Consider the following 23,666-nt stretch of genomic DNA (forward strand, 5'->3'; position numbering starts at 1 on the left):
CAGCTCCGGATATCCATCGCGCTGCGCAAGCCGTCGCTCAACAAATTGAAGCAGATCGAGACGGCGAAGATCATCACGCCCGGGAGCGCCGCCACCCAGGGATTGACGTAGATCGCCGTCCGCAGCGTGTTCAGCATCAGTCCCCATTCCGGCTCCGGCGGCTTGGTGCCGAGGCCGAGGAACGACAGACCGGCGGCGAGGATCATCGACACCGAGATCAGGCCGGTCGCATAGACGAAGATCGGCCCGAGCACGTTGCCGAGCATGTGCGCGCGCATGATGGTGAAGGCGTTCGCTCCGGAGGCGCGCGCGGCCTCGACGAAATCGCGATTGCGCACGCCGGTCGTGACGCTCTCGGCGACGCGGGTGATCTGCGGCACGAACACGATGGTCAGCGACACGATGGAGTTGGTGATCCCCGCGCCGAGCGCGCCGGAGATCGCGATCGCCAGCAGCACCGAGGGAAACGCGTAGAACACGTCGATGGTGCGCATGATCGCGGTGTTGACCCAGCCGCCGACATAGCCGGCGACGAGGCCGAGCATGGTGCCGATGCCGAAGGCGAGGATCACGGGCGAGATGCCGATCAGCAGCGACAGCCGCCCGCCATGGATCAGCCGCGCCAGCATGTCACGGCCGAGCTCGTCGGTGCCGAGCGGATAGTTCGGCGTGCCGATGTGGCGCAGCCGGCGGATCATCGAGCCCTGATAGGGGTCGGCGAGATGCAGATAGGGCGCAAGCAAGGTGGAGAGAAAGATCAGCAGCAGGATCGCGACACAGACCATGCTGACCTTGTCCCGAACGATGCGGCGGCCGACGGTGGCCCAATAGCCACGTGCCTTGGCGGCGGGCGCCGCCTGCAGAGACTGTTCGCTGACGGCGCTCGGAGAACTCACGCTCATCGCTAGCCCCGCTTGATGCGCGGATCGATCGCGGCCTGCGCGATATCGACCACGAGGTTGAGGATGACGAAGAACATCGCCAGCACCAGGATCGTGCCCTGCAGCAGCGGCAGGTCGCGCTGGAAGATGGCGGAGTTCAGCAGCAGGCCCGAGCCGGGCCAGGAGAACACCGTCTCGATCAGGATCGAGCCGCCGAGCATGTAGCCGAGCTGCAGGCCCATCACCGCGAGCGCGGTGGGCGCGGCATTCTTCAGCACGTGGCGGAACACCTGGGTCTCGCGCAGTCCTTTCGCGCGCAGCGCCTCGACGAAATCCTGGCTCAGGATGTCGCCGGTCAACGCGCGCACCGTGCGGGTGATGATGCCCATCGGAATGACCGACGTGGTGATCGCCGGCAGGATCAAGAATCGCAAATGCGCCCAGTCCCATGACCAGGCGCCGGAGCCGGACGGGCCGGCGCCGACCGCAGGCAGCCAGTTCAGCTCGACCGAGAAGATGATGACCAGCACCATGCCGAGCCAGTAATGCGGCAGCGAGACGCCCGCGATCGCGATCGAGGTCGCGACCTTGTCGACCCAGGTGTCGCGGAAGTAGCCGGCGACGAGGCCGAAGAACAGGCCGAGCGAGAAGCCGATGATGGCGGCGGCGATGGCGAGCGTCACGGTGTTGGCGACGGCGCGGAGAACCTCGGCGAGCACGGGCCGGCCGGTCGCGATCGAGCTGCCGAGATCGCCGTTGACGGCGCGCCACAGCCACAGGCCGAACTGCACCGGCAACGGCTTGTCGAAGCCGTAGGCCACCCGCAGCTGCTGCGCGAGTTCCTGCGACGCGTCGGCCGGCAGCACGGCCACCAGGGGATCACCGGGCGTGATGTGAACGAGCATGAAGCAGACCAGCGCGACGCCGATGATGATCGGAATCGCATAGACCATCCGCCTGGCAGCATAAGAGAGCACGAGTCACCTTTTGAAGGTCTATCGGTCGTCATGCCCGGGCTTGACCCGGGCATCCACGCGGTCTCCTCCACGGGTCAAAGATGGATGGCCGGGTCAAGCCCGGCCATGACGACGAGTGGAGGATGGAGCCTTACGGCTCCACCGAGATCGGCGAGAAGTCGATGAACCAGCTCTTCGGCTGCACCACGCCCTTCACCTTCGGGCTCATCGCACGCGGGCCGACGTCGTGGGCGACGTAGAGGAACGCGGCGTCGTCGACGGATGCCGCATGCAGCTCGGCCAGCGCCTTGTCGCGCTCGACGGGATCGAAGGTCTGGCGCGCCTTCTTCACCAGCTCGTCGAACTTGGGATTGTTGATGAAGCCCCAATTGTTCGACACCGGCGGGGCCATCGACGACTGCAGGAAGCGCACCAGCGCGAAGAACGGATCCATCGCCGCATAGGTCACGTTGGTGGCGTTGGCGCCGTTGGCGGAGGCGTCCTTGGCGCCGCGGCGCCAATTGGTGAACAGCGTGTTCCACTCGATGACGTCGAGCTTGACGTCGAAATAGCATTCCGCGAGCGCCTGCTGCAGATATTCGTTCATCGGCAGCGGCTGCATCTGGCCCGAGCCGGAAGCCGACGTCTGGATCTTCACCTCGAGCTTCTTGTTCGGTCCGAAGCCCGCCTCCTGCATCAGCTTCTGCGCGGCGGCCTTGTCGTACTTGATCTCGAAGGTGACGTTGCCGCGCCAGGGATGGCCTTTCTCGAAGGTGCCGGTGGCCGGCACCATCAGGCCGGCGAGCAGGCCGTCTCGCAGGCCCTCGCGATCGACGCAGAGATTGGCGGCCTTGCGGACGCGGATGTCGTTCCAGGGCGAGCCCTCGATGCGCGAGAACTGCCACGGCCAGACATGCGGCTGCTCATTGGCGTAGAGCTTGAAGCCGCGCTGCTTGATCTCCGGCAGCGCATCCGGCGCGGGCGCCTCGACCCAGTCGACCTGCCCGGACAGCAGCGCCGCGGTGCGCGCGTTGGCTTCCGGCATCGGCAGCAGGATCATCTTGTCGCTCTTGGGGACGCGCGCCTTGTCCCAGTAGGACTCGTTCTTCACGAGCTCCAGCCGTTCGCGCGGCGTGAACTTGGCCATCTTCCACGGGCCGGTGCCCGAGGCGTCCTTGGCGAACGCGGCCCAGGCGGCCTGCGACTTCGCCTTGTCGTCGGCGCCGGTGGCAGCCTCATAGAGCTTCTGCCACTTCGCCGGACTCGCCATGAACAGGTTGGTGAGGTTGATCGGCAGGAAACTGTCCGGCTCCTTTGTCGTCAGCTCGACGGTGAGATCGTCGATCTTGCGCGCCGATGCGAGCGTCGGCATGCGCGAGGCGGTCACGCCGACCTGGCTCGGATCGAACTGCGGCGCGTCCTGCTTCAGCACCTTCTCGACGTTCCACACCACGGCGTCGGCATTGAACGGCGCGCCATCATGGAAGGTGACGCCGGGACGCAGCTTGAAGGTCCACTTGGTCTTGTCGGCCTCATCGACCTTCCACTCGGTGGCGAGGCCGGGAATGACGACGCTCGGCTTGTCCGCCGACGACAGGTCCCACATCGTCAGCGCGTCGTACATCGTGAGGCCGGTGAAGCGGTTGCCCTCGAAACCCTGGTCGGGCTGGCCGAGCGTCCGCGGAATGTCCGCCGCCGTCATGCCGATGCGCAGCACGGATTCCGCGCCAGCCCGGGCCGGCAGCATGAGGATGGCAGCGCTCGTCATCACCGCGCCCATAACGGCCGCGCGCTTGGTCATTGAGGTGGCAATACGCAAAAGCACGATCAAGATCTCCGATCAGCTGGCTAAATTCTGGGCAGCATTATGCAACGCCTATGCCAGCGCTGCTCCCGAGCGGGCGCCTGCGACGCGTGGTCACAACTGTTTGTACTCAAACGATCCGGCCGGTGGCTTGGCACCCGGATTGCAGGTTTTGCGCGTCGAATTCGATCCGTCTTCAACGGAGCTTCACCCTGATGCGTATGAAATTGTCCTTGCTCGCCACCGCGCTTGCGCTCGGCCTGTCCGCCGTGGCGGCACGCGCCGAAACTGTTCTGCGCTACGGCATCTCGATGGCCGACATCCCGCTGACGACCGGCCAGCCCGATCGCGGCGCCGGCGCCTATCAGTTTACCGGTTATACGATCTACGACCCGCTGGTCGCCTGGGACATGAGCGTCGCCGACAAGCCCGGCAAGCTGATCCCCGGCCTCGCCACCGAATGGAAGGTCGACGATGCCGACAAGAAAAAGTGGCGCTTCACCTTGCGCAAGGGCGTCAAGTTCCACGACGGCAGCGACTTCAATGCCGACGCGGTGATCTGGAATCTGGACAAGGTGCTCAACGATAAGGCACCGCAGTTCGACAAGCGGCAGAGCGCCCAGGTCAAGACACGCCTGCCGTCGGTGGCGAGCTACGCCAAGATCGACGACTCCACCGTGGAGATCACGACCAAGACGGTCGACTCGTTCTTCCCCTATCAGATGCTGTGGTTCCTGATTTCGAGCCCGGCGCAATATGAGAAGCTCGGCAGGGATTGGGACAAGTTCGCCAGCCAGCCCTCCGGCACCGGCCCGTTCAAGCTGACGAAGCTGGTGCCGCGCGAGCTCGCGGAGCTAACAAAGAATTCCGAATACTGGAACAAGGACCGGATCCCGAAGACGGACAAGCTGGTTCTGGTGCCGATGCCGGAGGCGCTGACCCGCACCAACGCGCTGCTCGCCGGCCAGGTCGACCTGATCGAGACGCCGGCGCCCGACGCCGTGCCGCAGCTCAAGGCGGCCGGAATGAAGCTCGTCGACAACGTCACGCCGCATGTCTGGAACTATCACCTCAGCATGCTGCCGGGCTCGCCCTGGACCGACATCCGGCTGCGCAAGGCGCTCAATCTCGCGATCAACCGCGACGAGGTGGTCGGACTGATGAACGGCCTGGCGAAGCCCGCCAAGGGCCAGGTCGATCCCTCGAGCCCGTGGTTCGGCAAGCCCACGTTCGAGCTGAAATACGATCTCGCCGCCGCCAAGAAGCTGGTCGAGGAGGCCGGCTATTCGCCGGCCAAGCCGTTGAAGACCACCTTCATCATCGCGCAGGGCGGCACCGGTCAGATGCTGTCGCTGCCAATGAACGAGTTCCTGCAGCAGAGCTTCAAGGAGATCGGCATCGACATCGACTTCAAGGTCGTGGAGCTCGAGACCCTGTACACGCATTGGCGCAAGGGCGCGGCCGACGAGATGAACGCCGGCATCACCGCCAACAACATCGCCTACGTCACCTCCGATCCGCTCTACGCCATCGTCCGCTTCTTCGCCTCCGACCAGATCGCGCCCACAGGCGTCAACTGGGGCGGCTACAAGAACCCGAAGGTCGATGCGCTGATCGCCGAGGCCAAGCAGACGTTCGATCCGGCCAGGCAGGACGAGCTGATCGCCCAGGCGCATGCGCAGGTGGTCGACGATGCCGTGCTGGTCTGGGTCGTCCACGACACCAACCCGCACGCGCTGTCGCCCAAGGTAAAGGCATTCGTACAGGCCCAGCACTGGTTCCAGGACCTGACGACGATCGGGGCTGAGTAACGCGACCTGCTCCGTCATCGCGAGCGGAGCGAAGCAATCCAGAGCCGCGCAAATGACCCTGGATTGCTTCGTCGCTCCGCTCCTCGCAATGACGACCAGAGGCTGCCGTTCCTTCATCGCGGCGGTATGCGCCGTTGTCGTGAGGTCCAGACTCGGCGCCGCCGACGAAGAGTCCGTCTCCGACGTCATTGCGAGCGCACCGACGCGACCCAGGGCCGAGCAAACGACTCTGGATTGCGTCGCGACGACGCTGTCGCACTGACGTTGGAGAAGGTTTCGTAGGGTGGGCAAAGGCGCGCCCGCGCTCGGCCTGTCGTTCAAGGTCTTCCGCGCGCCGTGCCCACCGCCCGCACCCACCGCCGTCGATGGTGGGCACGCGTCGCCTGCGGCGCCGCTTTGCCCACCCTACGGATCATCACGCTACTTCGACGTCAGCGCGTGGGCGCCGTTCCAGTCGTCGGGCGGCGGGTTCTGCTGATAGGCACGAATCCGCGCCTCGTAGAGGTCGAACAGCTTGGCGAGATCCTTCTCCTCGTCCCTCTTCCGTCCCCTCGCGATCGCGGCCAGCGCCTCCTCCCAGTCGCGGCTGCGATAGGCGGCGAGCATCTCGATGGTCAGGTTGCGCAGGAGCTGGAAGCGCTCGGAATACATCACGTCTTCGCGGCCGGCGATGGCGTAGATCACCTCCGGCTCGGTCTTGCCCTTGACCATGATGAAGTCGAGCTCGAGGATCGCGAGCTTGTCCTTGACCGCGAGCGCGGTGGCCGAGCCGACGATGATCGGGAAACCGTATTCCTTGGTCTGGCCTTCGAGGCGCGAGGCGAGGTTGACGCTATCGCCCAGTACCGAATAGTTCTTCTTCAGCTCCGAGCCCATGTTGCCGACCACGCCGATGCCGGTATTGAGGCCGATGCCGACGTTGAGCGGGATGTAGACATGGCCGCCATGAGCGGCCTCCTGCTCGCGCTCGCGATTGACCTCGTCGATCTTGTCCAGCATGTCGAGCGCCGCCGTGCAGGCGTTGAGATGATGCTCCCGGTCGTCGAGCGGCGCGTTCCAGAACGCCATGATGGCATCGCCCATGTATTTGTCGACATAGCCCTTCCGCGCGATGATCGCATCCGTGAGCGGCGTCAGGAAACGGTTCATCAGCGTGGTCAGGCCCTGCGGATCGTGCTTGTAGCTTTCAGAGATCGAGGTGAAGCCGCGCACGTCGGAGAACATGATGGTCATCTCGCGCTCCTCGCCGCCGAGAACCAGCTTCTCCGGCGACTGCGCCAGCTGCTCGACCAGAACCGGCGACATGTATTGCGCGAACCAGCCGCGAATCTCCTTCCGCTGCTGCTGCTCGCGAATGAAGCTCGCGAAGATCAGCGTCAGATAGATCGCCGTGGTCGACAGCATCGGATAGGTGAAGTCGATCAGAAGCCGATGCTGTGTGTAGAAATACCAGGAAGTGCCCAGCAGCGCGCCCGCGAACAGCCCTCCAACGATCACCAGCGTGACGGCGCCGAGCCGTGGTGCGAACACGATCACGAGCAGGCCTAGCAGCACTGCCCCGAAGAACTCGACCACGACGCCCCAATAGGGCCTCGTCAGCACAGAGCCCATCAGCACCGATTCCAGCACCTGGGCGTGAACTTCCACTCCAGGCATGGCTCGGTAGACAGGGGTTGTCTTGATGTCGTTGAGACCGATCGCCGATGGTCCGGGCCCGATCAGGACCAGCTTCTTTTCAACCTTCTCCCGCGGCACGCGTCCCTCAAGTACGTCGATGGCGGAGACGTAAAGCGAGGGGTCATGATTGGCATAGTGCACCCAAATCTTGCCGTTGCCATCAGTAGGAATCTGAAAGCCGCGGAGAACAAGACTTGAAATGCCGCCATCCTCGGCCTTGACCAAGACCGTGTCAGTTCCGGTCACAACCCGCAAGATCTCGAAGCTCAGCGAGAGCATCGTCACGTCCTGAGCGCGCATGATCATCGGAACCCGGCGAATGATGCCGTCGCGCTCGGGCGGAATCGTGAACAGGCCACGGCCGATGGCAGCATGTTCGATCACCGGAACGTTGCGCAACAGCCCGGGGAACGGCTCCATGTAGGGGATCGGGTCGCCCACCATCGCAAATCCGGTCACTGGCAGCGTGTCGTCGAGATCCGCGCGCTTCACGAGACTTGCTGTTTCGCCGAGAACAATACGCGATTTGCGCAACGCGTCGGCAAGCACCTGGTCGTTGGAAGGCAACGCCTTCAACTTCTCACGGGTGGCCTCATCGAGATTTGGAAACATCTCGGCTGCGAGCGCAGGATTGAGCCGATCCGGCTCAGCGAACACGACGTCGAAGGCGATGACGACGGCTCCGAGTCTCGTCAGTCTGTCGATGAGCTCCGCAATACGCGTGCGCGGCCATGGCCACTGGCCGAGCTTCGGGTCTGAAAGGCTCTTCTCATCGATATCGATGATCGTAACCGGGCGCGCTGTCTTGGTTCGCGGGCTGAGCAATTGAAAGTTGTCGAATGTGCGCAGGCGCAACTCTTCGAAGGGCGGAGGGTCCGCAACGCGCAAGGCGGCAAAGCCGATCAGCAGCAGCAGACAGATCATGCGAGCATAGCCGAACTTGCGCGCGAGCCATCGTGGCACTGCCTTCAACCGCTTCATGCAGCATCCGATCTCATAGCGACGCTCGTTCCAGGAGTCCCGTGATGCCCGCGAGCGAGCCATCCCGCGATCCCAGTGAAGCAGCAAGGAGGCACGACGAAACGCTCAGACCAGGTGGAAACCGTCGTGATGCGCCTTGAACTGGTCGAGCGTCACGCCCTTGAGGGTCAGCGTATCATGTGCGGCATCGGTGATGACCGTATCGTGCCCGTTGTTGGCCGACTGCGCCGACGCGACGAGCGCCTCGGTGGTCGCGAACATCGAACGATCGAGCTCGACGACGTCACGGTTGAGATCGAGGTCGCCGATCGTGGCACTGCCGAAATGCGGGTTGAAGACGAAGGTGTCGTTGCCGCCCTTGCCGAAGATCGTGACGCCGCCGCCGACATTGACGAAATTGTCGTTCTGGTCCGTGCCGGTGACCGTCGAGGCGCCATTGCCGACCAGCGTGACGGTCAACGGCTTGATCGCAGATCCGCCGTGGCCGTCGCTCACTTGAGCCTGATAGGTGACGGTCAGCGTGTCGCCGGGAGCGAGGAAGTCGAGGTTCACCGCGGCCGGATGATAGGTCCAGTGCAGGACGTCGGACTTGCCGTCCGAAATCGCGCTGTCGAACGTGATCGCCTGGGAATCCGCCAGCGCCTCGAGATGGACATCGGCGGGAAGGCTCGTTGAGCCGTTGTACTTGATCACGCCGTTTCCGCTCACTGCGGCGGTCAGCGTGTCGCCGATATCCTTATCCAGCACGCTCAGGGTGCCCGACATGCTGCTCGCCAGCTTGACCGGCTGATCGGCGATGTTGCCGGCCGAGACGTTATCGACCTCGAACGCATTTGCGCCGCTGGCGAGCACGACCTTGTTGAACGGCGACAGGCCGAGGAACTCGACATAGCCGTTCGAGGCGAACGAGGTCTGGCCGCCATTCGCGATCAGGGGCGCCACGTCGCTGCCGGTGTAGGACGCCACCAGCTTGCTGCCGTTATAGAACGAGATGCTGTTGTAGCTGTCGACCGACCCCCAATACAGGCCGAAGCTGTTCTTGACGCTGTCGAAGGTGATCGTCTCGTGCGCGTTGGCGCCGACGGTGAGATAGGGCGTCTTGTCGCGGCCGTCGGGCATGTAGGGCGCCGACGACACCGGGGAGGAGCCCTGGACAATGCCCGCGGCGCCGCTCGCCGTGAAGGTTGCGTGCAGCGCCTTGCTGTAGAAGCTGTTCTGGTCGCGCCCTTCCTCGCCGCTGTCCGGCGACACCTGGTCGAAGGTTTCGGTCGGCATGCCCGCGGTGTTGGTGCTGACGGGGCTCGCAAGCACGATCGCGTGCTCGGACAGGATCACGGTCTGGACGGTCGGGTTGGTCTCTCCCGTAATGACCGGCGTATCCTCCGCCCCGTTCACCGTGATGGTGACGGGGACGTTGGCAACGCCGCCGTGGCCGTCGGCGATCTCGACATTGTAGGTCAGCGTGACGTGCCGGCCGACGCCGAGATAGTCGAACGTCTGGTCCTGGGCCGCGAAGGTCCACGCCTGCGAGGCTGCGCCGCCGCCGGTGGAATCTGTGAGCGTCCCGAGCGAGAGCCAGCCCTTGAGCACCGACGCATCGGAGGGAAGTCCATCGACATCGCCGTCGGCGGTGACGCTGGTCACCTTGACGACATGGGTGTCGGTGACGTCGGCATCGGTGAAGGTGATCGTGCCGTGCGCAGCATCCGGGCTGGTCGAGGCGGACTTGCCGGCCTGCTCGGATATCACGGCGCCCTGCGCCGCGGACGTGACCACCGGCTGGTCGTTGGTGCCCGTCAGAGTGACGGCGATCGTCGAGGTCGCGGTGCCGCCCTGATGATCGTCGACGGTGACCTTGGTGGTGACCGTGACGGTCTGCCCGGCGCCGAGGAAGTCGAGCGCGCCGTCGGCGATGGCATAGGTCCAGCCGACCGCACCATTGTTGGTGTTGCCGCTCTGGCTCAGCTGCAGCGCGTGCTCCAGCGCCGCGACCTGGTCCGGCGTGAGCTGGGCGGACAGATCCGTGTGACCATCGGCTGCGGTCCAGGTCACGCTCTGGGCATCCTTGAGGATGGCCGCCGTCGGGCGATCGGTCAGATCGACATCGGTGAAGTGGATGGTGCCGCCGACGCTGTGCTGATTGGACGATCCGATCGCGCCGTCGGCTTCGACAATCGCCCCGGACTGACCGGCGTCGGCAATCACCGGCGCCGCATCGTCGGCCACCAGCGTGATGAGCGTTCCGCCTTTGCCGTCGTCGGTGCCGACGAAATGCGCGCTCGAATAGTCGGCGCCGCTCAAGGTCAGGTTGATGCTGTTGCCATCGCCATCGACGACCGTGAGCACGCCGCTCTGCGGATCATAGGAGGCGGTCGTGCTGGCCGGATCCCATTTGATCATCGTCAGGTCGAGCTTGTCGGAGACGCCGAGCCCGACGATCTTGGCAGCGAAGCGGGAGTCTTCGACGACGAAGCCGGCGTCCTCGATCACCAGCGTGCTGCTGCCGGCGCCGTTGAAATCGATCGTCTGCGTGTTGCCGCCGGCGACGTGAAGAACGGCGCCGGGATCGATCGCGATGGTGCCGTGGCCCGAGATCGGTCCGTTGATATCGACGATTCCGCCAACGATCTCGATGGTGCCGTCGTTGACCAGGGATCCGTTGATCTCGAACGTGCCGCCGACGATATCGATCGTGCCGTCATTGATCAGCGAGCCGTCGACGCTGGAGAACCCGCTCGCCGTGAGCGTGCCGTAGACGTGCAGCGTGCCGTCGCCGCTCACCGTGGTGCCGGCCAGGCTGAGCAGCGCATCGACGTCCACGGTGAAGAGGCCGGCATTGTCGACATGCATGTCCGACAGGGTCACCCCGTTGCCGGAGATCTCCAGCGTGCCGACGATGCCGACGCTCAGCGTGCCGCCGGTGACGCTTGCCTCAGATAGCGTCAACTTGGCCGCGCTCTCGACCGTTATCACGCCATAGGCATTGTCGACATCGGTCCCAAGATCGAGCTTCAGCGCGCCTTGCGACTGGACCACGATGTGGCCGGCATTGGTGACGGCCTCATTGGACACGACGTTGCCGCTCCCGGACACCTCGATAGTGCCGAAATTGGCCAGCTCGCCACCGCTGATCTCAGCCCCCTTTAATACGAGCAGGCCGTCGGTCAACTGCGGCGCCTCCCCGGTGTCGTCGAGCATCCCGGACGTATGAACGACCAGCACGCCCTGCACCAGGAGCGCGCCCCCGCTGATGCTGCCGCCATTGAGGGACAGGGTCGCTCCCTGGTCGATCTGGATGAGGCCGGAGCTGTCCTCGCCGGCGTTCTCGACATTTCCGTACACGGTCAGCGTGCCGCCTGACAGATCGAGCGTTCCGGTGTTGCTGATGCTTGCAGCGCGGCCGAACACGCCGCCACCGGCCAGCAGCAGCCCGCCGGAATTGTGCAATTCGGTCTGGTCGAGGATCTGCGCCGAGCCGCCGATGATGATCCGGGCATCGGCGAAATTGAAGATGCGCGAGTCGGCCTTGATGGTGAGCGCACCACTGATCGTCAGCGTGCCGTGATTATCGAGCTCCGGGACAGACCCACCGCCGAAATCATTCAGGCTGAGCGACTTGGCGAAGGCCGCGGCATCGATCGTCACCGGGAAACCGGGCGTCAGGCCATGCGGCTGATCGGTCATGATGATGACCTCGTCGGCGGCCGTCGGCGCTAGACCGGTCGCCCAATTCGCGTCGTCGCTCCACAACTTGACCAGGGCGCCGCTGCTCCCGCCCGGCTGCGCCGCGGCGATCCAGACCTCGCCCGCTTCGCCCGTCCCAGCGATCGTGACCGTGATCGTCTGGGTCGACGTTGCGCCTTGGGAATCCGTCAGGGTCACCGTGTAGGTGAGCGTCAGCGTCTGCCCGGCCGGAACGACCTCCGCAACATAGGTAGGCAGCTCGCTGAGGCTCCAAGCGATCTTGCCGGCGCCGCTGCCGGTGCTGTCCGCGACCAATGTCGCCGTCAGCGCCTGTTCGAACAGCGCCAGCGGTGCCAACGGAACGCCGCGGCCTTCGAGTTGGGCGCTGGTCAATCTGGCCGAGACCGTGTGGGTATCGGTAAGGTCGACATCTGTGAATGTCAGCGTGCCCGAGGTCGGTTCGTCAGACGTCAGCGGCGCGCTCGGCACGCTGGTATTGCCTTCGAACGCGATGTTGGCACCGCTGGTCGTGATCTGCGGCTTATCGTTGGTGCCCGTCACGGTGATCGTGACCGCAACCTCCGTGAACTCATTGGCCAGCGCGTAATTGGTATCGACGCGCACCATATAGGTTAGCGTCAGTTTCTCACCGGCGGCGAGGAAGTCGAACGCACTGTCGGGCACGCTGTAGGTCAGCGTCGCCGAACCGTAGTTCTTGTTGTTCGGATCCGGCGTGACTTTGATCGCCACCGCCGTCGCCATGACGTCCTTCAGCTGCAGGACGTTCAACGAACCGGTGACGTCGGCCTGCTGCGCGCTGCTATACGTGAAGGACTTGAAGCTGACCGATACGGTCGGCCGGTCGGCGGGATTGATGTCGCCGAAATTGACCCGGCTCAGTATCGTGTCGAGATCGGTGCTGATCCCGGTCTGGCCGGCGCGCTCGCTGAGCCCGAAGCTCGAGCTGAGCCCGCCATTGATACCGAGCACCCGGACCTCCGGCGCACCCGCATAGTGGTCCAGGCCGGTCGACGTGTTGCCGCCCGTCGACGTCGACGTGGAGTCATCAGTCACGATAATCTTAGGCGTCGCGGTGGTGCCGTTCGGCAGCGTCACCGGCTGCAGCGTCTGCGGCACGCCAAGATCGGCGAAGTGGGTCGTCGTCTTCGGATTGGTATTGTCGGTGAATTTCAGCGTGAAGACGTCGTTGATCAGCTTCTGGACGTCGGGCGTCAGCGGCACCGTCGTCTGGTTCACCACGCCGTTGCTGATCTGGATCTGCTGCCCGGCCTGATTGACGAGCGCGATCGGCTGCAGCGTCGTCTTGTCGAACAGCACATAGGAGCCGGTGTGGCCGTCGGGCTCGACCAGCACCTGGAACTTGGCGTCGGGCAGGCCGCCCTGCCCCGGAACCGTGAAGTCGATCTCGACCAGCACGGCGGTGCCGCGGATGCCCATGGTCGCCACGGGCGTGTCGACCTTCATGTCGCCATGCTTGGCGGTCTCGCCCGCCACGAAGGAGATGGTGCCGGCGACGAGGCTGATCAGCGAGGAGTTGTTCGACCCGTTGGGGTCGTAGACCATCTCGTTCAGCACCATCCGCGCGTTCGAGGACAGGCCGAACACGGTGCCGTCGATGAAGGTGATGCCGAGCGTGGAATTCGAGCCGGACTGGACGATGTCGCCCTTTTCGACGTTGTCGCCATTGTGCAGCAGGATCGACACGCCGTTGCGGATCACCGTCGCGGTGCCCTGCAGCTTGGTGACGTGGCCGATCACCTTTCCGGCAGCGGCGGCGCCGCCGGCCTGACTGACCTGCACGGCCCCGGAGAGCGCGCTGACGAGATCGCCGGTCAGCTGGGCGCCATCGGGCGAGGCCAGGACGGCCCGCTTCTCGCCCTTGAAATAGTCCGGGACCACCAGCTCGCGGCCGTCGGACGACAGCACGAGGTCGAGGCCGGACCGCTTGAAATCGGCATGGAACAGGAAATGCGCGTCGGGAACGACGATCGCGTCGGCCGGCGCATGCGCCGGCGGCGCGTCCAGCTTCACGAGCTTAGACGCGGTCGAGCCCAGGCCGTCGGAGAAAAGCGCGGCGTCAGATTTGCCAGCGTAATTCACGGGGGCACCGACTATCGTTAATTATTACATAACAATTGGCGTTCGAAATCTGCATATCACTGGCAAGTGTCAGGAGGAACCATCTTCAGCTTGTGCCCCGGAGGGGCAGAAACGGCGCAATCCACGAGTTTGCTGTCATGCTGACAAGATTAAGCCTTCTTTAATTCCAAAAATTTCAAGTATAGTTACGTATCCACAGGCACTATACGGCCAAAATCAAGTCATATAAAGAATACACACCAACCGAAATACTAATCAGGGGCGCCGCATCCTTGCTTACTTACTACCACGGACCGGTTTCCGGCCGGCGAGGGTGAGCGAGGCTACCGAAATCTACAAAATGTATAGATTTGTCAGGCAATGCAGAAATCGACCGAGCACAACCTGACCGCGAACCAGACGCGCCATTCGCGACGTTCGTTCCGCTTTGGTTAATATTTGTCGCAGTGACGCAACACAATGTTCACCCTGACGGCCACGATTTTATCGCGAGCAGCCCCCTTTTAAGCCGGGGCAAAGTCCTTGCGCTGATGCTCCCCGAACAAGCATCCGGTTCCGCAGGCGCGCCAACGAGCCGCTGAACTCCGAGCAGGGGGCGTTACATGACTATTCTCGCGCTGGTGCGTACCTTATTTGCGGCGGCAGTGACTAGCGCGGTGCTTTGGGCCTTGAGCCCGGCCCATGCCGGTCCGCTCGGCCAGCCGTTGGGACTTGCGGCCGTCGCGGCGGACACGGAGCCATTCGGGCTGCTGCGCAGCGAACTCGAGAGTGGCCCGCTGCGGGACAAATGGCAGACGCTGGCGCGCAAGCTCGAGGACGAGCGCGTGCAGCTCGCCCTCTGCGATGGTGACCGGGAGCGGTGCGTATCACCAGCCGCCTTGCGGCTGCTGGCGATCGTCGATCAGGGGCGCGCCAAGGAAGGCCGCGCCCGGCTCGGCGAGATCAACCGGGCGATCAATCTGGCGATCCACCCCGCCAGCGACCTCGCCCAGTATGGCGAGATGGATGTCTGGGCCTCGCCGCTCGCCACCTTCGCCAGTCTGGCGGGCGATTGCGAGGACTATGCGATCGCCAAGTTCGTCGCGCTCCGGCTGGCCGGACTGCCGCCGCAGGATCTGCGCATCATCATCCTGCGCGACACCATGCGCGGCGAGGATCACGCCGTCGTTGCGGCGCGGCTCGACGGACGCTGGCTGCTGCTCGACAATCAGCGCATGGCCATGATCCAGGACAGCGACGCGCGACAGATCCGGCCGCGCTTCGTGCTCGACGACAGCGGCATCGCCGCACTGCAGGCTGCCTCCTGGGTGGCCCAGGTGAGCAACCGGTCCCGCGACTGACCTTCCGGTCTCCGCTGGCCGTCAGCCCTTGGTGACGTGCACCGCCGGCGTCGCGCCGCCATTCCATCGACCGTCGATGGCGCGCTCGATCTGCGCGGCCAGTTGCAGCAGCAGGCCGTCATCGGCCTGCTTGCCGATCGCCTGGATGCCGAGCGGCAGGCCGTGCTCGTTGGTGCCGAGCGGCAGCGAGACCGCCGGAATGCCGCAGAGATTGGCGAGCGGCGTGAAGGCGAAATTGCGCCAGAGATTGCCGAACCAGTCGAGCACGTCGGGATTGTCGCTGATCGTCAGATATTCGGTGGTGCCGATCTTGGGCGTCGACAGTGCCGTGATCGGCGTCAGGATGATGTCCCACTGTTCGAAGAACGCGCCGAAGGCGCGCGAGGTGGTATTGAACACCGCCTGCATCGCCGCGCGCTCGGCGAAGCTCGTGCCGCGGCCGGCCTCCCAGATGCGGATGTTGATCGGCTCGATCAGCTCGGCCGGCGGCCGCTCCAGCTTGCGCTGTGCGAGCAGGTTGTTGATGACGATGGCGAAGTTCGAGATGTAGCAGGTGGTCTGTGCCGCGAAGGCGGCGCGATAATCGACGTCCGGCAGCGCGTAGCCGACGTGATGGCCGAGGCCCTCGAGGAATTTGCCGACGCGCTCCAGCTCGGCCGCGATGTGCGGCGTGGCGCGATAGTCGCCCCATTGGTGCGACAGCGCGATCCTGAGCTTGCCGGGGTCGCGCTTGATCAGCTCGACATAGGGCTCCGGCGTGGTCCAATACGGCATGAACTCGCCCGGCGCGCCGCCGCGGCAATGATCGACGAAAGCCGCGGTGTCGCGCACGCTGCGCGACTGGCAGCCCTGGATCGAGACCAGGCCGGAGAGATCCGACAGATGCGGCGCGATCGAGAACACGCCGCGCGAGACCTTCAGTCCGATATTGCCGTTGACGCCTGCGGGAATGCGGATCGAGCCGCCGCCATCGGTCGCATGCGCGATCGGCACCACGCCGGCGGCGACCATCGCGGCGCTGCCGGCCGACGAGCCGCAGGTCGTGTAGTCGGTGTTCCACGGATTGCGCGTGACGTAGACCGCGGGATTTTCCGCCGAGCTGCAGACACCGAACTCCGGCGTCGTGGTCCGGCCCATCAGATTGAGCCCGGCCTTGCGCATCTTCGACGTCAGATGTGTGTCGGCGGCGGGGCGGTTGCCGCGCATGTAGAGCGAGCCCTGCTCCTGCAGGCGCCCGGCCATGGTCGGCCCGAGATCCTTCATCAGGAACGGCAGGCCGGCGAACGGGCCATCGGCATTGGCGCCGGCCTTGATCGGATCGTCGACCGCGTCGGCGAAGATCTCGACGACGCCTGATAGTTTGGGATCGACCATGGCGATGCCTTGGGCGGCCTGCTGCGCCAGCTCCGCCGCTGTCACTTCGCCGCTGCGAACGCGCGCGGCGAGCGCCACGCCGTCATGCCGGGCCCATTCGTCCCAGCTCATCACCAAGGTCATCTGTGTTCCGATCCTTCACACCGACTATCAATGAGCCGATGAGTCCGCGCCTGCATCGTCCGGCGGCGCGAACCTTAGTTTGCGAAGGCAGGCTGTCAATCAAGCAGGCTTGCATGCCGCCAATACGACATGCTCATGCGCCGCGGCTTACCGCTGAACGACCGCTTGGTTCCGAAAATCGGGACCTTCGCCTCGCCGCGCGTGAATCGCGCGCATCGCACGCCGCTCGCGCCGCAGGCATCGCCTTCCGCGCCACGCGGAGTCGACCAGCACCCTGCCTGCGCCCGCGCGCGATCCGTTGACGCAGTTCCCCTTGTTACATTGTTGCTGATCGACAACACCGCCGTCCGCGTGCTATCCGCCAGCCGAACAGGGGATGCCGTGCGCAACAGTCGCCAGCGATATCTGACGCGCCGTCCGGGCTTGTTGCGCCGGATCGCCGCGCTGTGCCTGCTGCTCTCTTATCTCCTGGCCGGCGCGCTGCATGGCGCCTGCGACCTCGACGTCGCGCACGCGCCGTCTGGCAAGCCGGAGATCGCGGCGCTGCTCGACAAGGCCGGCCATGCCGACCCGCGCGGCATCGCCGATCATCATTGCCACGGCTGCTTCTCGGTCGCCGTGCCGCAACTGCAGCTCGCGGTGCTCCCGAGCGACATCGTCGCGGCGACAGATTGGCCGATCGTCGCAATGGGGGCCGGCATCCCGTCCGACTCCGATTCGCCTCCGCCCAAACACCTGATCTGAATCTGACGTCAAGTGCCGGACGGCGCCAGCCGTCCTCATTGCCCGTCCAGACAGGTTGTTCGTCATGCCATTCCCCGCAATGGCTGCGCGCGCTGCATGCGCCGCGGCCCTGCTCGCGCTGTTCGTGCACGGCGCGGCCGCGCAGAGCTTGACCCTGCGCGAGGCGCTGTCGCGCGCGCTCGCCGCCAATCCCAGGCTCTCCTCCGCCGATCGCGACGTCGGCATCGCCTCCGGCCAGCGGCTGCAGGCCGGCGCGCTGCTCAATCCCGAGCTGTCCTACGAGCAGGACAACTCGCTCGGCTCGGGCCCCTATCGCGGCACGCGCTCTGCCGAGACCACCTTGCAGATCAGCCAGGCGTTCGAATGGTTCGGCAAGCGCGACGCGCGCATCGCGGCGGGACAGGCCGGCGTGCGCGCCGCCGAGATCCAGCGCCAGGCGGTGCGGCTGGAGGTGCTGTCGGAAACCGCGGTCGCCTTCGTGACGGTGCTCGCGACGCAACGCCGCATCCAGATCCTCGATGACCAGGTCGCCGCCCTCGACCGGCTGACACCTTTGCTGCGGCGACGCGTCGAGGCCGGCGCGTCGTCGCCGGCTGAAACCGGCCGCGCCGAGGTCGCATCGGCACTGGTGCGCGCCGATCGCGAGCGCGTCAAGGCGACCCTGGCGAGCGCACGCCGCGAGCTCGCCGTGCTGACCGGCGACAGTCTTGCAAAACTCCCGTCCGTCACCGGCCGCTTCGACAGCACGGGCCAGCCGCCGTCGTTCCAGACCGTCATCGCGGCCATCGATGCCAACCCGCAGCTCGTGCGCTGGACCGCCATCTACGCGCAGCGCAACGCCGAGCTGCTGCTGGCACGGCTGAAGCCCTATCCCGACGTCCGCGTCAGCGCCGGCTGGCGTCACTTCAACGATACGCAGGATGATGCCGTCAGGCTCAGCGTCTCCGTACCCATCCCGGTGTTCGATCAGAACCAGGGCAACATCCTCTCGGCGCAGGAGAGCGTCGCCAAGACCGAAGCCGAGCGCAAGGCCAACCGCAACGCCCTGCTGGTGATCGCGGGCCGCGCCTACGACTCGCTGCAGGGTTCGCTGCGCGAGGTGGCGGTGTTGCGCGAGATCGCGATCCCCAAGGCGCAGGAAGCCGCGGACGAGATCGCGCAAGGCTACAGCGCCGGGCGCTTCTCGCTGCTCGAAGTGCTGGACGCGCAGGCGAGCGTGGCGCAGGCGCGGCTGCGCGAGCAGGAAGCACTGCAGAACATCCATGTCGCCGTGGCGACCATCGAAGGCCTGGTCGGCCGCCCCTTCACGCTGGCCCGGGAGATCGCGCGATGAGAGCCTCCACCGTCATTGTCATTGCGATCCTCGCAGCCGCCGCCGGCGCGGGCGCGTCGCGGCTTCTGGTCGAAGCAGCGCCGCAGAGCGAGCCGGCCGCTGGTCATGGCGATCACGCCGAGAAGGCGCCGAAGGACCATGTCGAGCAGGACGAGCACGGCGCCGACCGCATCCGCATCAGCGACGTGAAGCTCGCGGCCGCGGGTGTCACGCTCGCCGAAGCCGGACCTGCCACACTGTCGGACACGCTCGCGTTCAACGGCGTGCTGCGCGCCAACCAGGAGGCGCTGGTGCAGGTGACGCCGCGTTTCCCCGGCATCGTCCGCGCCATCAAGAAGCGCATCGGCGACACCGTCACCAAGGACGAGCTGCTCGCCGCGATCGAAAGCAATCAGAGCCTGACCGCCTACGACCTCAAGGCGCCGATCGGCGGCACCATCATCGACCGCCAGATCTCGCTCGGCGAATACGCGTCCGAGCAGAAGCCCGCCTTCGTGGTCGCGGACCTCTCGACCATCTGGGTGGACCTCTCGATCTATCGCCAGGATCTCCGCCGCGTCCGTCTCGACGACGAGGTGCTGATCGATCCGGACGACGGCCGCGGCCCGATCAAGGGCAACGTGTCCTACATCGCCCCCGTCGGCGCCAGCGAGACACAGACGGCGCTCGCGCGCGTCGTGCTGCCGAACGCCGACGGCCGCCTTCGGCCCGGCCTGTTCGTCACCGCGCGCCTCGTGCTCGCCAAGCGCAGCGTCGCCGTCGCGGTCCGCGCCAGCGCAATCCAGACCCTGGAGAACAAGACCGTCGTGTTCGTCCGCGAGGAGGGCGACAAGATCGAGGCGCGCCCGGTCGCAACAGGTGAATCCGATCCGACCCATGTCGAGATCCGCGATGGGCTCTCCCCCGGCGAGCACTATGTCGCCGAGAACAGCTTTGTCGTGAAGGCCGAGATGGGCAAAGGGGAGGCCGAGCATGATTGACGCGATCCTCGCTCTTGCCGTGCGCCAGCGCTGGCTGGTGCTGCTGATCACGCTCGGCGCGGCTGCGTTCGGCGCCTGGAATTTCACCCGGCTGCCGATCGACGCCGTCCCCGACATCACCAACGTGCAGGTGCAGATCAACACCAAGGCGCCCGGCTATTCGCCGCTCGAGACCGAGCAGCGCATCACCTTCCCGGTCGAGACCGCGATGGGCGGCCTGCCCCGCCTCGACACCACGCGCTCGCTGTCGCGCTACGGACTGAGCCAGGTCACCGTCGTATTCCAGGACGGCACCGACATCTACTTCGCCCGTCAGCAGGTCAACGAGCGCATTCAGCAGATCAAGGACCAGCTGCCGCCCGGCGTCGAGGTCGCGATGGGGCCGCTGTCGACGGGCTTGGGCGAGATCTTCATGTATGCGGTCGAGGCCAGGCCCGGCGCGAAGACGCCCGATGGCGCGGACTACTCGCCGACCGACCTGCGCACCGTGCAGGATTGGATCATCCGGCCGCAGTTGCGCGGCGTGCCAGGGGTGATCGAGGTCAACACCATCGGCGGCTTCGAGCGCCAGTTCCATGTGCTGCCGGATCCCGGCCGCCTGATGGCCTACAAGATCAGCTTTCGCGACGTGATCGCCGCGCTCGCGTCGAACAACGCCAATGTCGGTGCCGGCTATATCGAGCGCAATGGCGAGCAATATCTGGTGCGCGCGCCCGGCCAGGTCGGCAGCGCCGCCGAGCTGAAGGACATCGTGATCGGCGCCCGCGGCGGCACGCCGGTGCGCATCGGCGACATCGCCGAGGTGGCCGAAGGACGCGACCTGCGCACGGGTGCTGCGACGCTCAACGGCGAGGAGACGATCCTCGGCACCGCGATGCTGTTGATCGGCGAGAACAGCCGCGCCGTGGCCCGGCGGGTCGCGGCGCGGCTCGACGAGATCGCCAAGTCGCTGCCCGAGGGCGTGATCACGCGCACGCTCTACGACCGCACGCATCTGGTCGAAGCCACCATCCGCACCGTGGAAAAGAACCTGCTCGAAGGCGCCGCGCTGGTCGTCGTCGTGCTGTTCCTGCTGCTCGGCAATATCAGGGCCGCGCTGGTCACCGCCTGCATCATTCCGCTGGCGATGGCGATGACCATCACCGGCATGGTCGAGAGCAAGGTCAGCGCCAACCTGATGAGTCTCGGCGCGATCGATTTCGGCATCATCGTCGACGGCGCCGTCATCATCGTCGAGAACTGTCTTTGTCTGCTCGCCCAGGCCCAGCACCGCAAGGGCGGCCTGCTCACGACCTCCGAGCGGCTCAAGACCATCGTCGACGGCGCGCGCGAGGTGATCGGGCCGAGCCTGTTCGGCACGCTGATCATTGCAGTCGTCTATCTCCCCGTGCTGACGCTGACCGGGGTCGAGGGCAAGATGTTCACGCCGATGGCGCTGACCGTGCTGATGGCGCTCGGCGCCGCCGTGCTGTTCTCGATCACCTTCGTGCCCGCCGCGGTCGCGATTGTCGTCACCGGTAAGGTCTCCGAGCAGGAGAACGTCATCATGCGCGGCGCGCGGCGGATCTACGCGCCGCTGCTGCGTATCGCCATCACCTATCGCCTGACGGTGGCCGCCATCGCTGTCTTGGTCGTCGCGATCAGCGGCGTCGCCGCGGCGCGCATGGGCGGCGAGTTCATCCCGAGCCTCGACGAGGGCGACGTCGCGCTGGCTTCGCTGCGCATCCCTGGCACCAGCCTCACGCTGTCGGTCGATCTGCAGAAGGCGCTGGAGGCGCGGCTGCGCCGGATTGCTGAGGTCAAGGACGTCTTCACCCGCATCGGCACCGCCGAGGTCGCGACCGACCCGATGGCGCCGTCGCAGGGCGACGGCTACATCATGCTGAAGCCGCGCAGCGAATGGCCGGATCCGGCGAAGTCCAAGGCTGCGCTCGTCGCCGAGATCGAGGCGGCCGCCGACGAGATCCCTGGCAGCAATTACGAGATCTCGCAGCCGATCCAGCTGCGCTTCAACGAGCTGATCTCCGGCGTGCGCAGCGATGTCGGGATCAAGATCTTCGGCGACGATCTCGACATCCTGCAGGGCGCCGCGCGCCAGGTCGAGGCCGCGATCCGCGGCATCAACGGCGCCACCGACGTCAAGACCGAGCAGGTCGCGGGCCTGCCGATCCTGACCGTCAAGATCGACCGCCAGGCGCTGTCGCGCTACGGCCTCAGCGTCTCGGAAGTTCAGAACGTGGTCGAGATCGCGATCGGCGGCAAGGCTGTCGGCAAGCTGTTCGACGGCGACCGCCGCTTCGACATCGTCGTCCGCCTGCCCGAGCGTCTGCGCGGCAATCTCGATGCGATCCGCGCCATCCCGATCCCGCTGCCTGCGGCTGAGGACGCGACCGCGACGCCGCTGCGCACCGCCGTCAACGCCGCCGCGCAACCGCGCTACGTGCCGCTCTCATCCGTCGCCGCCGTCGCGTCGGCGCCCGGGCCGAACCAGGTCAGCCGCGAGAACGGCAAGCGCCGCATCGTGGTGACCGCCAACGTCCGCGCCCGCGACCTCGGCTCGTTCGTGGCCGAGGCGCAGGCCGCTGTCGCTGAGAAAGTGAAGCTGCCGCCGGGCTACTGGATCGGCTGGGGCGGCCAGTTCGAGCAGCTGCTGTCCGCCACCAAGCGCCTGACGATCGTGGTGCCGATCGCGCTGGCGCTGGTGTTCCTGCTGCTGTTCATGAGCATGGGCTCGTTCGCCGACGCGGCGCTGGTGTTTTCCGGCGTGCCGCTGGCGCTGACCGGGGGCATCGCCGCGCTGCTGCTGCGCGACCTGCCGCTGTCGATCTCCGCCGGCGTCGGCTTCATCGCGCTGTCGGGCGTCGCCGTGCTCAACGGCCTCGTCATCATCGCCTTCATCGAGCGGCTGCGCCAGGAAGGCCGCAGCATCCTGGCCGCTGTCGAAGAAGGCGCGCTGGCGCGACTACGTCCGGTGCTGATGACCGCGCTCGTCGCCTCGCTCGGCTTCGTCCCGATGGCGCTCGCGTCAGGCGCCGGCGCCGAGGTGCAGCGCCCGCTCGCCACCGTCGTGATCGGCGGCATCATCTCCTCGACCGTGCTGACGCTGCTGGTGCTGCCAGCGCTGTACGTGCTGTTCAGGCGGGATACGCCCCCGCCTGACCCGGCTCACGACTGGTGACGCTTGGTGATCGCGACCCGCGTCGCCTGGCCGTAGAGACCGGCCATCTGGTCGAGCTGCGCGGTGGTCGCCGCGCAGCTCTCGACCCAACCGGGCATCGCTTCGAACATCGGCGGCAGCGTCGCCGCGCGGAGCGCCGCATATTCCTCGGTGACTTCGCGGCCGCGGGCCGTGGCCCGGTAGCGCGTCTCCTTGCGTGAGGAGCGTCCCTCGGTCTCGATCAGGCCGGCGCGGACCAGCTTGCGGGTCGCGTATTGCAGGTTGGGCACGTCGACGCGGTTGAGCAACTGACCGACCTCGGCGAGCCGCTTCGGCTCGTCGCCCATGCGCACGACGTTGAGCACGGCGACGTCGTCGCCGGTCAGCGGCACCTCGCAGACGGCCGCGAGGCAGGACGCCTTCCAGCGATAATAGGACTGCGCCAGCCGCTCCAGCGCGAACTCGAACTCCGACAGCCGCCGCTCGGCGTCGCTGCGGGCGAGATGCCAAGACCCCTTGCTCTCGCCTTTGCCTTCGCCCTTGCCGTTCGTCTCGGCAGCATCGCGGTCGCTCTCTGCCCGTGACCCGGCCCTGCCCCTTGCGGATTTCGCCTTCCCCGCCACGGTCTTGCGCGTCGCCGCGGCGCTACCAGCCCTTTTCAATATCCCGTCTCCCGATGCCGCTCCGCACAATGCGTGTG

General features: G+C 65.8%; 13 protein-coding genes. 6 read left to right on the forward strand and 7 right to left on the reverse strand.

All coding sequences use genetic code 11. The annotated features are described in order from the left end of the window. From BRAS3809_RS00265 to BRAS3809_RS00275, 3 genes are all read right to left on the reverse strand, one after another. The coding region (locus tag BRAS3809_RS00265) for an ABC transporter permease (RefSeq protein ID WP_035654705.1) at window positions 1-902 on the reverse strand (902 nt) is incomplete at its 3' end. 2 nt (window positions 903-904) lie between these two features. Next, window positions 905-1,858: an ABC transporter permease gene (locus tag BRAS3809_RS00270; RefSeq protein ID WP_035654706.1), complete on the reverse strand. Its 954-nt coding sequence runs from the start codon at window positions 1,856-1,858 to the stop codon at window positions 905-907. Between the two features lie 130 nt (window positions 1,859-1,988). Then, entirely contained in the window at window positions 1,989-3,605 is a 1,617-nt protein-coding gene (locus BRAS3809_RS00275; RefSeq protein WP_240535565.1) for an ABC transporter substrate-binding protein, read from the reverse strand. 251 nt (window positions 3,606-3,856) lie between these two features. Between BRAS3809_RS00275 and BRAS3809_RS00280 the strand changes: the two genes are divergently transcribed. After that, complete coding sequence (locus BRAS3809_RS00280; protein WP_035654710.1) at window positions 3,857-5,452, forward strand: ABC transporter substrate-binding protein; 1,596 nt, start codon at window positions 3,857-3,859, stop codon at window positions 5,450-5,452. 420 nt (window positions 5,453-5,872) lie between these two features. Here BRAS3809_RS00280 and BRAS3809_RS00290 read toward each other — a convergent pair whose 3' ends face one another. Continuing rightward, window positions 5,873-8,110 (reverse strand): CHASE2 domain-containing protein, encoded by a 2,238-nt coding sequence (locus BRAS3809_RS00290; RefSeq protein ID WP_008960098.1) that lies wholly within the window; start codon window positions 8,108-8,110, stop codon window positions 5,873-5,875. Window positions 8,111-8,215: 105 nt separating this feature from the next. After that, window positions 8,216-13,915 carry an Npun_F0296 family exosortase-dependent surface protein gene (locus BRAS3809_RS00295; protein ID WP_008960099.1) on the reverse strand — a complete coding sequence of 1,900 codons (5,700 nt, stop codon included), beginning with the start codon at window positions 13,913-13,915 and terminating at the stop codon, window positions 8,216-8,218. Between the two features lie 602 nt (window positions 13,916-14,517). Between BRAS3809_RS00295 and BRAS3809_RS00300 the strand changes: the two genes are divergently transcribed. Next, window positions 14,518-15,255, forward strand: coding sequence for a transglutaminase-like cysteine peptidase (locus tag BRAS3809_RS00300; RefSeq protein ID WP_035654716.1), 738 nt, complete (start codon window positions 14,518-14,520; stop codon window positions 15,253-15,255). A 21-nt stretch (window positions 15,256-15,276) separates the two neighbouring features. On the opposite strand, the gene BRAS3809_RS00305 is transcribed toward BRAS3809_RS00300, so the two are convergent. Continuing rightward, window positions 15,277-16,752: an amidase gene (locus tag BRAS3809_RS00305; protein WP_008960101.1), complete on the reverse strand. Its 1,476-nt coding sequence runs from the start codon at window positions 16,750-16,752 to the stop codon at window positions 15,277-15,279. 129 nt (window positions 16,753-16,881) lie between these two features. On the opposite strand from BRAS3809_RS00305, the gene BRAS3809_RS37220 reads away from it, so the two are divergent. The 4 genes from BRAS3809_RS37220 (at window position 16,882) to BRAS3809_RS00325 (ending at window position 22,987) form a co-directional block, all read left to right on the forward strand. Then, window positions 16,882-17,496, forward strand: a complete 615-nt coding sequence (locus tag BRAS3809_RS37220) for a hypothetical protein (RefSeq protein WP_240535566.1) — start codon at window positions 16,882-16,884, stop codon at window positions 17,494-17,496. A gap of 64 nt (window positions 17,497-17,560) precedes the next feature. Further along, window positions 17,561-18,829 carry a divalent metal ion exporter subunit IhpA gene (gene ihpA / locus BRAS3809_RS00315; RefSeq protein ID WP_035654734.1) on the forward strand — a complete coding sequence of 423 codons (1,269 nt, stop codon included), beginning with the start codon at window positions 17,561-17,563 and terminating at the stop codon, window positions 18,827-18,829. Next, window positions 18,826-19,809 (forward strand): divalent metal ion exporter adaptor subunit IhpB, encoded by a 984-nt coding sequence (ihpB, locus tag BRAS3809_RS00320; protein ID WP_008960104.1) that lies wholly within the window; start codon window positions 18,826-18,828, stop codon window positions 19,807-19,809. The genes ihpA and ihpB overlap by 4 nt, the downstream gene beginning before the upstream one ends. Continuing rightward, window positions 19,802-22,987, forward strand: a complete 3,186-nt coding sequence (locus BRAS3809_RS00325) for an efflux RND transporter permease subunit (RefSeq protein WP_035654721.1) — start codon at window positions 19,802-19,804, stop codon at window positions 22,985-22,987. Before ihpB ends, BRAS3809_RS00325 begins: the two co-directional genes overlap by 8 nt. On the opposite strand, the gene BRAS3809_RS00330 is transcribed toward BRAS3809_RS00325, so the two are convergent. Then, window positions 22,975-23,628, reverse strand: a complete 654-nt coding sequence (locus tag BRAS3809_RS00330) for a helix-turn-helix domain-containing protein (protein WP_008960106.1) — start codon at window positions 23,626-23,628, stop codon at window positions 22,975-22,977. The two genes, BRAS3809_RS00325 and BRAS3809_RS00330, sit on opposite strands and share 13 nt — an antisense overlap. Window positions 23,629-23,666: the final 38 nt, after the last annotated feature.

It is taken from the genome of Bradyrhizobium sp. STM 3809, assembly GCF_000239795.1.
Lineage (GTDB): Bacteria > Pseudomonadota > Alphaproteobacteria > Rhizobiales > Xanthobacteraceae > Bradyrhizobium.

Coding starts and splice junctions, on each gene's coding strand:
- BRAS3809_RS00275 (WP_240535565.1), bottom strand. CDS start 3,605: ATGACGAGCGCTGCCATCCTCATGCTGCCGGCCCGGGCTGGCGCGGAA.
- BRAS3809_RS00280 (WP_035654710.1), top strand. CDS start 3,857: ATGCGTATGAAATTGTCCTTGCTCGCCACCGCGCTTGCGCTCGGCCTG.
- BRAS3809_RS00290 (WP_008960098.1), bottom strand. CDS start 8,110: ATGAAGCGGTTGAAGGCAGTGCCACGATGGCTCGCGCGCAAGTTCGGC.
- BRAS3809_RS00300 (WP_035654716.1), top strand. CDS start 14,518: ATGACTATTCTCGCGCTGGTGCGTACCTTATTTGCGGCGGCAGTGACT.
- BRAS3809_RS00305 (WP_008960101.1), bottom strand. CDS start 16,752: ATGACCTTGGTGATGAGCTGGGACGAATGGGCCCGGCATGACGGCGTG.
- BRAS3809_RS37220 (WP_240535566.1), top strand. CDS start 16,882: ATGCTCATGCGCCGCGGCTTACCGCTGAACGACCGCTTGGTTCCGAAA.
- ihpA (WP_035654734.1), top strand. CDS start 17,561: ATGCCATTCCCCGCAATGGCTGCGCGCGCTGCATGCGCCGCGGCCCTG.
- ihpB (WP_008960104.1), top strand. CDS start 18,826: ATGAGAGCCTCCACCGTCATTGTCATTGCGATCCTCGCAGCCGCCGCC.
- BRAS3809_RS00325 (WP_035654721.1), top strand. CDS start 19,802: ATGATTGACGCGATCCTCGCTCTTGCCGTGCGCCAGCGCTGGCTGGTG.